General features: G+C 69.8%; 15 protein-coding genes. 7 read left to right on the top strand and 8 right to left on the bottom strand.

Translation table 11 applies throughout. From position 1 onward, the window contains the following. Positions 1 to 311: 311 nt before the first annotated feature. On the top strand, positions 312 to 2,195 hold the full coding sequence (locus ACZ3H8_RS03700) for a M64 family metallopeptidase (protein ID WP_467396890.1): 1,884 nt from the start codon (positions 312 to 314) through the stop codon (positions 2,193 to 2,195). A gap of 10 nt (positions 2,196 to 2,205) precedes the next feature. On the opposite strand, the gene ACZ3H8_RS03695 is transcribed toward ACZ3H8_RS03700, so the two are convergent. Then, complete coding sequence (locus ACZ3H8_RS03695; RefSeq protein WP_467396887.1) at positions 2,206 to 3,207, bottom strand: GlxA family transcriptional regulator; 1,002 nt, start codon at positions 3,205 to 3,207, stop codon at positions 2,206 to 2,208. A 53-nt stretch (positions 3,208 to 3,260) separates the two neighbouring features. On the opposite strand from ACZ3H8_RS03695, the gene ACZ3H8_RS03690 reads away from it, so the two are divergent. Continuing rightward, complete coding sequence (locus tag ACZ3H8_RS03690) at positions 3,261 to 3,656, top strand: cupin domain-containing protein (protein WP_467396885.1); 396 nt, start codon at positions 3,261 to 3,263, stop codon at positions 3,654 to 3,656. Between the two features lie 131 nt (positions 3,657 to 3,787). Here the strand turns inward: ACZ3H8_RS03690 and ACZ3H8_RS03685 are convergent, their stop codons facing one another. Together ACZ3H8_RS03685 and ACZ3H8_RS03680 are read right to left on the bottom strand one after the other, a co-directional pair. Beyond that, positions 3,788 to 4,024 (bottom strand): DUF397 domain-containing protein, encoded by a 237-nt coding sequence (locus tag ACZ3H8_RS03685; RefSeq protein WP_307660047.1) that lies wholly within the window; start codon positions 4,022 to 4,024, stop codon positions 3,788 to 3,790. Next, the gene (locus ACZ3H8_RS03680) at positions 4,025 to 4,885 is read right to left on the bottom strand and encodes a helix-turn-helix domain-containing protein (protein WP_467396882.1); all 861 of its coding nucleotides are present in this window, start codon (positions 4,883 to 4,885) and stop codon (positions 4,025 to 4,027) included. 124 nt (positions 4,886 to 5,009) lie between these two features. Here ACZ3H8_RS03680 and ACZ3H8_RS03675 point away from each other — a divergent pair, with 124 nt between their 5' ends. From ACZ3H8_RS03675 to ACZ3H8_RS03665, 3 genes are all read left to right on the top strand, one after another. Beyond that, the gene (locus ACZ3H8_RS03675) at positions 5,010 to 5,603 is read left to right on the top strand and encodes an ATP-binding protein (protein ID WP_467396880.1); all 594 of its coding nucleotides are present in this window, start codon (positions 5,010 to 5,012) and stop codon (positions 5,601 to 5,603) included. A gap of 62 nt (positions 5,604 to 5,665) precedes the next feature. Then, the gene (locus ACZ3H8_RS03670) at positions 5,666 to 6,025 is read left to right on the top strand and encodes a hypothetical protein (RefSeq protein ID WP_467397943.1); all 360 of its coding nucleotides are present in this window, start codon (positions 5,666 to 5,668) and stop codon (positions 6,023 to 6,025) included. A gap of 101 nt (positions 6,026 to 6,126) precedes the next feature. Next, complete coding sequence (locus ACZ3H8_RS03665) at positions 6,127 to 6,420, top strand: hypothetical protein (protein ID WP_307660050.1); 294 nt, start codon at positions 6,127 to 6,129, stop codon at positions 6,418 to 6,420. A 160-nt stretch (positions 6,421 to 6,580) separates the two neighbouring features. Here ACZ3H8_RS03665 and ACZ3H8_RS03660 read toward each other — a convergent pair whose 3' ends face one another. From ACZ3H8_RS03660 to ACZ3H8_RS03640, 5 genes are all read right to left on the bottom strand, one after another. Then, a complete protein-coding gene (locus ACZ3H8_RS03660) occupies positions 6,581 to 7,564 on the bottom strand; it encodes a carbohydrate kinase family protein (RefSeq protein WP_467396877.1) in 984 nt (327 codons plus the stop codon). Positions 7,565 to 7,631: 67 nt separating this feature from the next. Next, the gene (gene metK / locus ACZ3H8_RS03655) at positions 7,632 to 8,858 is read right to left on the bottom strand and encodes a methionine adenosyltransferase (protein ID WP_467396875.1); all 1,227 of its coding nucleotides are present in this window, start codon (positions 8,856 to 8,858) and stop codon (positions 7,632 to 7,634) included. Between the two features lie 211 nt (positions 8,859 to 9,069). Beyond that, complete coding sequence (locus tag ACZ3H8_RS03650; protein WP_467396871.1) at positions 9,070 to 9,270, bottom strand: hypothetical protein; 201 nt, start codon at positions 9,268 to 9,270, stop codon at positions 9,070 to 9,072. Between the two features lie 142 nt (positions 9,271 to 9,412). Next, entirely contained in the window at positions 9,413 to 10,888 is a 1,476-nt protein-coding gene (locus ACZ3H8_RS03645) for a M20/M25/M40 family metallo-hydrolase (RefSeq protein WP_467396869.1), read from the bottom strand. A 90-nt stretch (positions 10,889 to 10,978) separates the two neighbouring features. Next, positions 10,979 to 11,998 (bottom strand): helix-turn-helix domain-containing protein, encoded by a 1,020-nt coding sequence (locus ACZ3H8_RS03640; RefSeq protein WP_467396867.1) that lies wholly within the window; start codon positions 11,996 to 11,998, stop codon positions 10,979 to 10,981. 309 nt (positions 11,999 to 12,307) lie between these two features. Between ACZ3H8_RS03640 and ACZ3H8_RS03635 the strand changes: the two genes are divergently transcribed. Both ACZ3H8_RS03635 and ACZ3H8_RS03630 read left to right on the top strand, forming a co-directional pair. Next, positions 12,308 to 12,940 carry a helix-turn-helix domain-containing protein gene (locus ACZ3H8_RS03635; RefSeq protein WP_467396864.1) on the top strand — a complete coding sequence of 211 codons (633 nt, stop codon included), beginning with the start codon at positions 12,308 to 12,310 and terminating at the stop codon, positions 12,938 to 12,940. A gap of 101 nt (positions 12,941 to 13,041) precedes the next feature. Continuing rightward, the gene (locus tag ACZ3H8_RS03630; protein ID WP_398983285.1) at positions 13,042 to 13,572 is read left to right on the top strand and encodes a toxin-antitoxin system, toxin component; all 531 of its coding nucleotides are present in this window, start codon (positions 13,042 to 13,044) and stop codon (positions 13,570 to 13,572) included. Positions 13,573 to 13,575: the final 3 nt, after the last annotated feature.

The raw sequence follows: 13,575 nt of genomic DNA, 5'->3' as shown, positions 1-13,575 counted from the left end.
GGGGCATCCCGCTCACCTCGTCGGCTCGGACGGCATAGAAAGCGCTTCCACGACAGCGCCTGCGCCAAGCTACAAAGCGGGGCCGGAGGCGGCAAGGGGTGCGGAACGAGCAATGTGGTGTGCACGCCAATCCACCCGTAGGCTCGGCCCGTCGGAGCGGGTCGACAGGCAAGCGGCCGAGCTGCCGCGCGTCGCACAGCGCCACGGCCGGCAGTCACCGTCCCACTGGCCAACTCTGCTGTCTTTACGTCACGTTGGGCCGGGTCGTACGCTCCCGCCTCATGACCTCACCCGGCATACGACCCCGAACAATGTCGCTGCTCGCCACCGCGGCCGCGCTGCTGGCCGGCTGCCTGCTGGGCACGGTCCCCTCCGCCACCGCCGAGGAGGGGGCGGCGCCGGTGACCGAAGCGGCCACCGTCGTGCCCGTGCAGACCACAGGCCCCGCCGACAAGCGGTTCAACATCATCGTCCTCGGCGACGGCTACACCGCCGAGGAAATGCCGGCCTTCCGCGCCGATGTCGACAAGCACCTCAACGTGCTGTGGTCCACGGAGCCGTTCGCCTCGTACCGCAGTTACGTCAATGTGTGGGCGGTGGAGGTCCCCTCCGCCGAGTCAGGTGTGGACTGCGACCCGGGACTTCAGTCGCCGCGCCGCGACACCGCGCTGGACATGGGCTTCTGGGGCGGCTGCAACGCGAACAGCGTGCAGCGCCTCCTCGGCGTCGACACGAGGTCGGCGACCGCGCTCGCCGACCTCGTGCCCGGATCCGCGAGCGCCAACCGGCAGATCGTGGCGCTCGCCAACAGCGATACGTACGGCGGCGCGGGCGGGACCTTCGCCACGGCGTCCGGCGGCAACGCGTTGTCCTCGCTGATCACCCCGCACGAGATCGGCCACTCGCTGGGCAACCTGCAGGACGAGTACGACTACTACGGGCGTGGCGTCCCGGGCGGCACGTACGAGGGCGGCGAACCCGACTCCGCCCACCACACCCTGCTGACCGAGGAGCAGATGAAGCGGCAGCGCGCCAAGTGGTGGCGCTGGCTGGGCGAGAAGAGCGAGTCGGGCGGGGTCATCGGCCGGTTCGAGGGCGGGATGTACAGCACCAAGGGCGTCTGGCGGCCCAGCAAGCACTCGATCATGAAGACCCTCGGCTACGCCTTCGACCAGGTCGGACGCGAGGTGATGGTGCAGAAGATCTCCGCCAAGGTGAGTCTCCTTCAGGACCACACCCCGAACGCCGCCCCGATCGGCGACGACCGGACGGTGTGGGTGGACACCCTGCATCCGGTGGGCGGCGAGCTCGATGTCGTATGGCGTCTCGACGGGCGTCCGCTGCGGCTCGCCGGTGATGCCCGCACGCTGGATCTGCGCCGGCTCCAACTCGCCCGCGGCACGCATGAGCTGACGGCCACGATCACCGATCCGACGCCGTTCGTACGCGACCCAGCGATCCGCGCGTCCGCAGCGCTGACCCGTACCGTCGCCTGGACCGTGGACACGGCTGTCAGCACCCGGCCGGAGCCGGTCGCGCCGGGCTTCACCGGCCACACCGACACCGAGACCCCGGTGGGCTCCGCGACGGTCGTGCACGCCGACACCACACACCCCGCCGACCGGACCCTGGCCGTCCGCTGGACGCTCGACGGCCGCCCGGTGGCCAACCCGGGCAACGACCGCGATCTCGATCTGGGCGCGCTGCGGCTGCGCCCCGGCGCCCACACCCTGAGCGCCCGGATCGCCGGCACGCAGACCACGCTGACCTGGACGGTGGACGCGGCCCCGGCGACGGCGGCGTACGCGCTCTCCAAGCCGCTGCGCACGGTGCACCGGCCGGGGAAGCCGGTGGAGTACGTCTACGACGGGCCGTTCACGATGAGGCTGACGGCCCGTGACGACCGGGCCGGCCATGTGGTGTCACAGTTCCGGGTCGACGGCGACGGCTGGCAGACGTATTACGGCTGGCCGACCGACGCGGACGCGCCGTACCGCTTCACCCCGGCCGGCACGGTCGTCGACGATCTCGTCTACGGCAAGCTCGGCAAGACCCGCGCGGTGCCGTGGGACGACACAACCCCCGACTACGGCACCCACACGATCGAGTACCGGACGATCGACTCGGCGGGGAATGTCTCGGCCCCGGAGAAGTTCCTGGCGACGCTGCTTGAGCCGGAGGCCGCGACGGGCTGACGAGGACTCATTAGAGCGTGTCGTCCGCCCCGGGCCCGAACCGGCGGCGGTATGCCGATGGGGTGAGCCCGGTCTCGCGACGCATCAGAGCGCGCAGATTGGCAGTGGTGCCCAGGCCGCTGCGTCGTGCGACCACGTCCAGAGGGGATACGCCCCGTTCGATCAGCCGACAGGCGAGGGCGAGGCGTTCCCCGGTGAGCCACGCGAGTGGAGTGGTGCCCAACTGGGCCTGGAAGCGGCGGTGCAACGTTGCGGGACTCAGTGCCGCACGCGCCGCGAGGTCGGGCACGGCAAGGGGTGCGTCCAGCCGTCCCTGTGCCCAGGCCAGTACCGGGGCCAGGGACTCGTCCGGCACGTCCGGCACCGGCCGTTCCACGAACTGCCGCTGGCCGCCGTCCCGGTGGGCGGCGAAGACGAGACGCCGGCTCACCGAGTTGGCGATCTCGGCTCCGTGGTCGCGGCGGACCAGGTGCAGCCCCAGGTCGAGCGCTGCCGCGCTGCCCGCGGCTGTGAAGATGTCGCCGTCGTCGACGAAGAGCACGTCCGGTTCGAGCTGGACGGTGGGGAAGCGTGCCCGGAAAGAGTCCGCCCACTGCCAGTGCGCGGTGGCCCGGCGCCCGTCGAGGACCCCGGCCTCGGCCAGGGTGAAGGCGCCGCTGCAGAAGCCGACCAGCCTTGCCCCTCGGGCGTGCGCCCGGCGGACGGCGTGGAGGACGGCGGGGCGGCGGGGCACCTCGACGTCGGGCCGGTTGGGCACGATCAAGGTGTCCGCCGAGTCGGCCGCCTCCAGATCGGCGACTCCCGTGAGCGTGAAGAATCCGTCCCGCATCGACGTGCGGGGCTCGGGCGAGCAGAGTGTGAAGTCGTAGAGGTCGCGGCCGATCTCAGGCCTGCGCAGGCCGAACACTTCGGTCGCGCAGCCGAGCTCGAAGGGGTTCGAGTTCTCGTCGACGATCACGACGACCCGGTGCGGACTCCCCTCACGACCTCGGTGCGAGGATTCTTGCGGCATTAGCCATTTCTACCACTCACACCGGCACTGCGGAACGTCGGATGGTTGAGCACATGAGCAACGAACCGATCGCCCTCAGCAAGGCCCTGGCCTCCTTCGACGCCCTGTGGAGTCCCCGCATCGTCACCCGGGTCAACGACTACGACGTACGCGTCGCCAAGGTCGAGGGCGAACACCTCTGGCACGTCCACGACGACACCGACGAGTTCTTCCTGGTGCTCGACGGTGAGCTGCACATCTCCCTGCGCGAGCCCGCCGGGGAGCGCACGGTCTCGCTCCCCAAGGGCTCGGTCTTCACGGTCCCGCGTGGTACGGAGCACAAGCCGTCCGCTCCGTCCGGCGCCGCGATCCTCCTCTTCGAGCCCACCGGGACACAGACGGTCGGTGACCGCCACGACGAGATCCCGGACAATGTCGACGTGACGACGGGGCACACACTCGACCTCTGAGCACGATGCGACTTGCTGGTGTCGATCCGGAGGCGGCGGCTTTGTGACCGGTCATCTCTCGCTCCACGTGTCTCGGTGGTGAGGGGCAGCTGAGCAGTCAGCTGCGGACCAGGTGCGGATCAGGTTCGCCGTCAGTTGAGCAGGAAGTCCGCCTGGCCGGACTTGGCTCCCTCGATGAACGCGGCGAACTCGCCGCAGGTGTAGATCAGCGCGGGGCCGTCCGGGTCCGCGGACTGGCGCACCGCGACCCGGCCGTCGGCCAGCTTCATGGTCTCGAAGCAGTTGCCCCCGTTGCCGCCGCTCCACGGCTTGTGCCAGCCCTCGCTGCCCAGTTCGGCGGCCGGCATGCCGTTGTATATGTAATCCATTCACAGCTCCTCGCGGAGATCCCTGAGGATCTCCTTCGTGCGTTGTGCAGTCGCGGCCTGAGCCGCCATGCGGTCCAGAACCTCCAGATGCGAAGCGACCTCGGGGCGCGCGTCGAGGTAGACGGCGCCGGTGAGGTACTCGCTGTAGACCATGTCCGGGAGCTCGGGGACAGCGAACCGGAAGAGGACGAACGGCCCGTAGGTGCCGGGGTGGTGTCCGGTCGCGAACTCCGCGATCTGCAGGGTGACATGGGGCAGCTGGGCGCCTTCGAGCAGCCGGTCGATCTGCGCTCTCATGACGCCGGGGCCGCCGACGGGCCGGCGGAACACCGTCTCGTCCATGATCACCCACAGCTTGGGTGCGTCGGGGCGGGTGAGCAGTGCCTGGCGTTCCATCCGCAGCGCCACATGGCGCTCGATGTCGGCCGGATCGGTCTGGCCGACGGCTCCGCCGAGCATGATCGCGCGGGCGTAGTCCTCCGTCTGCAGCAGACCGGGCACGAAATGTGGCTCATAGGCGCGGATCAGGCCGGCCGCGCCCTCCAGGCTGACGTACATGCTGAACCAGCCTGGCAGAACGTCGTGAAAGCGCTGCCACCAGCCGGGCTTATTGGCCTCCTCGGCCAGCTCGATGAAACCGCGCGCCTCCTCGTCGGTGATCCCGTACGCGTTCAGCAGCAGCTGGACATACGGGATTTTCAACGCAACCTCGGCGGTTTCCATCCGGCGGATGGTGCCCGCGGCAACGCGAAGAACCTTTGCGGCCTCTTCGCGCCTGAGCCCGGCTCGCTCCCGCAGATCCTGCAAGCGCTTGCCGAGAACGACCTGCCCCACAGTGGGGGCGGACCGCGGTTCACTCACTTCGAGACCTCCCCACGTGCTGTTGCGAGCAGTGTGCCACGGCCCCGCAGCGATGAATATGCCCACTCTGAATCTTTCAGAGTGGGCCTTGCCAAGGTGTCCACCTCGGCGGGAGAGTGGTCGGGTGAACCGTGACGCGCTCACTGCCCAGCGACGGGACCCGTGCGCGGGGGCCGACCACCACCGATACGGCTTCGAGCTGCCCGCGCGTGCCGAGTTCGTCAGCAGGGCGAGAAAGCTCACCCGCGAGCGGCTCCACTGCTGGGGCATAGGCGGAGATGTTCACGATACGGCGATGCTCGTCGTCTCCGAGCTGGTCACCAACGCGGTCGTGCACACTGACGGCCACCTGGTCGCCTGCGAACTCCTCAACGGCGCAGAGCGGCTGCGCATCACCGTGCAGGACCAGGGGTCCACGCCCACCGGCCCGCACGTCTGCCACACCGTCGAGGAGGAGCGCGGGCGCGGACTGCTGCTGGTCGAGGCCGTGAGCAGCGCCTGGGGCGCGTACGAGTCGAAGCACGGCCCCGGCCGCATCGTCTGGGCCGAGCTGGCGCGTGCTGAACTGCCGCAAGCGGACCTTCCGTTCGGAGCGGACGTTGCGCGCGGGGCAGACCTTCCGTTCGGAGCGGACGTTGCGCGCGGGGCAGACCTTCCGTTCGGAACGGACTTTCCGAACGGGGCGGGCTGGCTGCCGGGACCGGAGAGGCTGTGCTGAAGGGCCTGGCGACGCTCCTCTCGCGGAGCGGCCGCCACCACAGGGAGCCCGGCGAATCCCGGATGACCCGGCTCGCACTCCCACCCGCGCTTGTGGCCAATCTGGGCTGCGACGCCGTGGGCGTTCCCGCGCGGTACGGCTTCAGGCTGCTCGGGCGGCTGCCGCGGAACGGCTGTGTCTTCGCCGACAACGACTGGTGGTGGTGGATCGTGCCGGCCGGATCGGACCTGGAGCTGACCTGGCCGCTGCCGTCGCACTACGCCCGCGAGGCGTACATTCCGGCGACCAACCCCCGCCTCATCCGCTGGCCCGACGGCACCAGCCCCTACACCCCGCCGATCCCGCTCTATCTGATGGCCTGCCAGATCACCGGCACCACTCCGCTGTGGACGGCCGGCGTGGGCAGCGCCCGCGGCGCGTGAGCCCGAGCGGACAGATGAGCGCGAGCGGGCAGATGAGCGCGAGCGGGCAGAGGGTCGGCCCCGACAGTCTGCGCCCGGACGGGACGGCTAGTCTTCCGAGCATGTCAGAAGCCAATTCGAGCCCGGAGCGACAGGGGCTCACACCACGTCAGGCACGCGGCATACGGATAGCTCTCTCCGCGGTCATCATGATCGCCGTGGGCGTCACCCTCGTGCTGCGGCTCGGCAGCACGCACTCGGTGCTGACCATGGGCTTCTACGGCATCGCGCTGATCCTCTGCGGCAGTGCCCTGGTCCTCAGCCGACAAGGGCGTACGCGGGTGGCCACCGCGGTTCTGGGGGTCGGCGTCGCGGTGGCCGTCGTCGCCGAGTGGGCCGTCGCATCCATGCGCTGAATGGGTCAGGCCCCCGCCCGGGGGACAGGCGGGGGCCGGTACCACTGGTACCTGCTGCTGAGGGTGTGTCAGTACGGGCGACCATCTCGTCGAGGTGCATCACGAACGAGGAGTGACCGGTCGCGCAACGGCCTCGCGCAGGGTGTCGGCACGGGTCCCCTCATCCCAGTGCCGCCAGGTGCGGAGCCAGCTCGGCGGCGGCTTCTTCTCCGTATGTGCCACGGATGCGTCCCAGCAGCTCGCCGCCGTTCAGCTCGGACAGCTGCGGGCCCGTGGTCTCCAGCACGGTCGTGGCCAGTGCGCTGCCCAGATGGGCCGCGCTCTCCAGGCTCACGCCCCAGGCGGTCGCAGCGAGGAAGCCCGCCCGGAAGGCATCGCCGACGCCGGTCGGCTCGAGTGTCCCGTTCGGCGGCACCGCCGACACTTCGACCGGCAGCAGCCCGGCGCGGGCGATGTGGACGCCGTCCGCCCCTCGGGTGGTGACCCAGGTGCCGACCCGACCCAGGATCTGCTGTTCGGTCCAGCCGCTCTTCTCCTGGATGAGCACGCTCTCGTACTCATTGGTGAACAGATAGGCCGGGTGGGCGAGCAGTTCGCGCACATCGCCGCGTTGCAGGAACGCGAGCTGCTGGGACGGGTCGGCGGCGAACGCAAGTCCCAGGCCCTTGCATTCACGGGTGTGGCGGATCATTGCGCCGGGGTCATTGTGCGAAATCACCACCAGGTCCAGGCCGCCGGCCCGTTCTCGCACCGGCGCCAGGTCGATCGTGCGGGCTTCGCTCATGGCTCCGGGGTAGAAGGAGCTGATCCGGCCGTTGTCGGCGTCCGTCGTCCACACGAAGCGCGCGGTGTGCAGCAACTCGCTGACGTGCACCGAGTCGGTGTCAACGCCGTTCTGCTTCAGCCAGACCTGGTACTCGGCGAAGTCCGCGCCCACCGCTCCGACGAGGTAGGGGCCGATGCCCAGCCGTCCGAGGCCGAGGGCGATGTTCGCGGCGACGCCGCCGCACCGGATCTCCAGCTCTTCGACGAGGAAGGAGAGCGACACCTTGTCGAGGCTGCCGGCGATCAGCTGCTCGGTGAACCGGCCGGGGAAGACCATCAGGTGGTCCGTTGCGATCGAACCGGTTACGGCTATGCGCACGGTCACTGCTCCTTGGTCTACGGATGGTGCGTTGATCCGCCGCCGCTGAGTCGGCGCTGAGTGGGGCTCAGTCGGCGACGGCTGCCTGGCGCAGCTTCTCCGCGCGGTCGGTGGACTCCCAGGTGAAGTCGGGGAGGTCGCGGCCGAAGTGGCCGTAGGCCGCGGTCTGCGCGTAGATGGGGCGCAACAGGTCGAGGTCGCGGATGATGGCCGCCGGGCGCAGGTCGAAGATCTGGTCGATGGCGAACTGGATACGCGGCACGGGCACGGTCTCTGTGCCGAAGGTCTCGACGAACAGACCGACCGGGTCCGCCTTGCCGATCGCGTACGCGACCTGCACTTCGCAGCGGTGTGCGAGGCCCGCGGCGACCACGTTCTTGGCGACCCAGCGCATCGCGTACGCCGCCGAACGGTCCACCTTGGACGGGTCCTTGCCGGAGAACGCGCCGCCGCCGTGACGGGCCATGCCGCCGTACGTGTCGATGATGATCTTGCGGCCGGTGAGGCCGGCGTCGCCCATCGGGCCACCGATCTCGAACCGTCCGGTCGGGTTGACCAGCAGTCGGTAGCCCTCGGTGCGCAGTTGCACGCCGTCCTCGACGAGCTCTTGGAGCACCGGGCGTACGACGCAGTCGCGGATGTCCGGGATGAGCAGCGAGTCCAGGTCGATACCGGGCGCGTGCTGCGAGGAGACCACGACGGTGTCGAGGCGGACGGCCTTGTCGCCGTCGTACTCGATGGTGACCTGGGTCTTCCCGTCGGGCCGCAGGTAGGGGACGGTGCCGTTCTTGCGCACCTCGGTGAGGCGCTTGGCGAGGCGGTGGGCGAGCGTGATGGGCAGAGGCATCAGCTCGGGCGTCTCGTCGGAGGCGTAGCCGAACATCAGGCCCTGGTCGCCTGCGCCCTGCTCGCCCAGCGCGTCACCTTCTTCACCTGTGGCGGACCCCTCGACGCGCTTCTCGTAGGCGGTGTCGACGCCCTGTGCGATGTCGGGCGACTGTGCGCCGATGGAGACCGACACACCGCAGGAAGCACCGTCGAAGCCCTTCGCCGACGAGTCGTAGCCGATCTTCAGCACGGTCTCGCGGACCAGCTGCTGGATGTCGGCGTACGCAGTGGTGCTGACCTCTCCGGCCAGGTGGACCTGGCCGGTGGTGATCAGCGTCTCGACGGCGACCCGTGACTTCGGGTCCTGCGCCAACAGCGCGTCGAGGACCGCGTCGCTGATCTGGTCAGCGATCTTGTCGGGATGGCCCTCGGTCACTGATTCCGAGGTGAACAGGCGAAGGGACACGAATCCTCCAATTGGCCGGGCGTGGTAGCCGCGCTGTCCTGGTGCCGCAGTGCGGTCAGGCTGCGCTTCGGCCCTGCAAGGGGGCTCGAAGGCGGCTAGGGCGTGTCCGAGGGGTCGGGTGATCGCCCACACCCTGCACCGGCCCGATGAGGCCCTGTGCGCCGCTCCCGCGGCGGACTCACACGGCCCCGGCGTACAGACGAATTCCGGCTCAAGACCACCTTGAAGGCGCCTCGACCTCGCCGAAAAGGGTGCGGTATTCCTTGCTGTCTTCTCTGGGAAAACTGTCTGTCGGCAGGATTTCCTCATGGTCGACATCGGGGATGTACAACCAGCACATCCCATAGGCGATGAGTGCCCGGGCCGCCGGACGCAGCACTTTGACGAGCAGAAAGCTTCGCAACGACGACATGGCCGGTCTCCTCTGTACGGAACTGCCAGTGCCGTACGACCATGCGCCGTGCCGGTCGACTCCGACTCTAGGAGCGGACTCGAGAAGCGGACTCCATGAGCCGGCCGGGAGCCCCCGGGCCGCCGAAATCAACACTCCGGAATCAGCGCTGGGGAGCGGGGAACGCGACGGGGCTGCGCAGACCCGCCCGGTTCACCGCGCGGACGCCGAAGAAGACATTGTCCTTGGAGAGGTCCACGGTGTGCCGGGTGGTGTCACCGGCTCTGACGACATGGGTCCACTCCGGCTCCGTGGTCTCGCGCCAGACCACCTCGTACCCGGCGAGGTCGGGTTCCGTGCCGCGTTCCCACACCAGCTCGGTGGCGTTGGTGAGCGCGCTGGTGAGGATCTTCGCGCCCTTCGGGGTGCCGGGGGCCTGGGCGAGCGTCCACAGAGCGGCGCCGTTGACCTTGGCGACGCGGGCGATGTAGCCGAAGTCGCAGAACTCGGGCAGGTCTCCGTACTGCTTGCCGTCCAGCACCCTCACATCCTGGTGCTGGTGCGCGAAGTCCTCGGCGGGCTCGGTGAACCGGGCCGCGGGGAAACCCCGTTCGAGGAACGGGATGTGGTCGCCGCCGCGCAGATAGCGGTCGCGGCGGTAGACGACGCGGACATGCATTCCGGTGGCGTCGTTGTCGGCCACGTCTCGTACGAAGCGGGCGAGCTGGCGGGACGGCGAGTCGTTCTCGCCGCCCACCGAGCGGCGGGTCGCGGCCTGTTCAGGGGTTTCCGAGGTGGGGACACCCTCGGCGAACAGCCGGATGGTGTGGGGGTCTCTGGTGCCGTCGTCGGCCGTGGGGCTGCCGATGATGTCGTCGGTGAACATGCCCTGGAGGTCCACCCCGGCCTCCTTGAACTTCTGCGCCAGGTGGGCCGCGCCGAACAGGCCCTGCTCCTCGCCGGCGACGGCCGCGAAGACGAGGGTCGCCCCTGGACGCCGAGTGGCCATGACGCGGGCGAGTTCCATGGCGACGGCGACCCCGGAGGCGTCGTCGTCGGCGCCGGGCGCGTCGCTGACGGCGTCCATGACGTCGGTGGCGCGCGAGTCGTAGTGCCCGGAGACGACGTAGACCCGGTCGGGGGCCGTGGAGCCGCGCAGCGTCGCCACGACATTGGTGATACGGGTCGCCACGGGGATGCGCGGCGCCGGCTCCTGGATGTAACTCTGCAGCTCGACGGTCATCCGGCCGCCGCTGCGCGCCGCGTACCGCTTCAGCTCGGCGTGGATCCAGTCGCGGGCCGCGCCGATCCCCCGCTTCGGGTCGTCCTGGCTGGAGAGCGTGTGGCGGGTACCGAAGGAGGCGAGGGTGCGCACGGTCGCCTCGATGCGGTCGCGGTCGATCTCGGCCAGGAGCGCGCGCAGTTCACGGGTGGGGGCCTGGGCGGTGGCGGGGCGGTCACGGTCGGGGGTGTGCTCCCGGTCAGGGGTGTGCTCGGCGGCGGCCGCGGGCGGTGCGCCGACTGCGGTCGGCGCGGCACCGAGCGCCGCGGTTCCGGCCGCGGCCGTGAGGACCGTTCTGCGGCCGGTGCCCCGGGAGTTGGTGGGGCCGCCGGTGTTTCCGGGCGTCTGCTGCGACATGAGGTAATCGTCATGGACGCGCCAACCCCTGACAAGGGACCGTCCCCTCGGCAGCCGGCGATTCGCCGACAGCCGCCGCCCGGTTCCGGTTCAGCCGCTGGAGACCGCCCTCAGATGCGACTTGCCGCGCCGCACATCGGGCGGCACGGCCGCCCGGGTCTCCCGCAGCACCAGCGTCATCCGTGTGAATCCCCTGTCCTGAAGGGTCGCGGGGGTCTCGTCGACGATCCGGCACTCGGTGCGGCCCCACCGCGGATCCGGGTGGTTCAGCGGTCGTACGGCTCCGTCGTGGTGCACCGCCGCCGCTCCCATGGCCCGCATCCAGTGCGGCAGCCCGCACCGGTAGGCGACGTCCATGATCGGGTCATCGGCGATGTCGTCACGAATGGCCTGAAGGACTCGGTCCTCGGGGTACCACTCCAGGGCCGCGTCCAGCTGCGCCAGCAGGGGCAGGCACCAACTCGTCTCGCGGTCGCCGAGCACGGTGCCCGCGTCCGGGTGGAACAGCACGAACCGGAGGATGTTCTGGGCCGGCATGGCCGTGGGATGCGGTCCGACGCCGTGGAACAGCGCCTCGAAGGCGTGGTTGACGTGTGCCACGTCCCAGCGTCGGTCGAAGAGCACCGAGGGCAGCGGCACGGCGTCCATCATCGCGGCGTAGTCGCGCAGGTAGGCCTGCGTCTCAGGGTCCGAGTGGTCCGGGCCGGCGGGCTCCGACGGCTCGGCCGGCTCCACCGGCAGGGCGGGCGGCGCGGGCGCGGTTACGGGAGCGAACGGGCGCGCGGGACCGGACGGGAAGGCCGGTCCCGACGGGCGCGCGGGACCAAGCGGAGGCGCGGGCCGGGATGCCCCGACGGGCCTGTTCCAGGTCTGCGGCGGGTCCCGGTCGACGGCGAGGCGGAATAACCAGCCGCCCTGCTGGTCGCTCATCTCCAGGGCCTTGACCAGGGCACAGAGCTTCTCGTCGGTCCAGTCCTGGGCGGGCGTGCGCTCCCAGCTGCCGTACGCGACGGTGCTGATGTCGAGCCGCGCTGCCACGTCCTCGACGCTCAGGCCGAGCTCCTCCCGGCGCCTTCTGAGCACATCGGTGAGCCGCTTCGCCCGGAGCACGCCACGGGTCGTCCCCGCGCACCCTCGACGCCCGTGGACACCAGGCCGTTCAACGCCTGCCTCATGTGTCATCGAGAACGCCACCCTTCTCGAAGTCCCGCTGCGGCAGCGCCCTTTGGATCTTCTATACCGCGTGGCGATCCTGCTACCGCAAACGCGACCATGTCAACTATCGTGGCATTCCACGCCGCTGAGCGCTCAAATCGCGCCACAGCTGTGGCAAGACCTGGCTGTACTCCACCGAAACGGTTAATCTCCCCGCAGCCCACTGTGTGCGGAGCGACCTCGCGTGATCTAGGAGACCTACTGGTGACAGACGGCTTCTTGGTTCCGGGCCCGACGGCCACAGGCCCCCTGGCGGCGTCCGTCGCCCGCGTCGCCGAACTCGCCGGCAAGCTCGGACTGAATTACGGCGAGATCTTCGACGTACACCAGCTCTCCGAGGCGTCGGGCGTACCGGCGGACGTGGTCACCGCCCTGCTGGACGGGCGGCCCGCCGGTGAACCCGACCTCCAGGCGCGCTTTCTGCAGCGCTTCGACCTGCTGCGCAGGACCCGGCTGAAGCCCAACGGCCGCCGGTACACCCAGCAGGAGATCGCCGACGGCGCAGGCATGTCACGGCAGCAGGCGGGAGCTCTCATCAACGGCGACCGCCGGCCGACCATGGAGCACTGCGATGCCATTCAGAGGTTCTTCAAGGTGCACGCCGGGTTCCTCACCGCCGAGGACGCCGACGCGCTCAACGGCGCACTCCAGCGCACCGAGCAGCGACTGCTCCACGACTACGCGGGCGAGGGCGACCCGCTGGAGCGGCTGCTGCAGGACCACGGCGTACGGGGCATCGCCTGGCGGGCCGCTCAACTGCCCACGGACAAACACCGGGACAAGGTCACCGAGTGGCTCGACATGCTCCTGGAAAGCGTCAAGCCGACGGAACTTTGATGCTTTGATGCACGGAACCCTGATTTCAGGACAGGGTTGGATTCACGCGTGTGCGCGCAGCTGCTGACGGGGAGAGGAGAACGGTGAGCATAGGCAAGGAGATGCGTCGGCTGTGCGGCGAGCTGGTAGCCGGAATCGATCTGCCCGCACCGGCTGAGCCCGCCGATCTCTATGCCGCCCTGTGCAGCGGAATGAGCAAGCGCCGCGGCCGCCCCGTCCGGTACCGCATGGCGACCTTCCCGCCCGGCACGGCCAGCGGGCTCTGGCTCGACATGACGGACCAGGATCTGATCGTCATCGAGGAGCGCACCGCACCCGATCATCAACTGGTCATCCTCGGCCACGAGTTGTGGCACATGAAGGCCGGGCACTGCACCCACCATGTCGACGGCGCGGCCGTCGCGGCCCGGCTGCTCTCGGACGAGGCGGATCTGCAGGCGACGGTGCTGAAGGTGGCGGCCAGGACCCGTTTCGACCAGGCCGAGGAGAACGAAGCCGAGAGCTTCGGTCTGCTGCTCGGCAGCAAGTGCCGCTCCTGGCTGGCCGGTTCGACGGGCCGCGGGCACCTGCGGCGGGACGGACTCGCGGGCCGGATCGAGGCGTCCTTGGGATACCGCGGGCCACAGGGCTGATGC

It is taken from the genome of Streptomyces sp. NPDC002868 (assembly GCF_055563295.1).
This window is presented reverse-complemented; position numbering and strand designations above follow the sequence as displayed.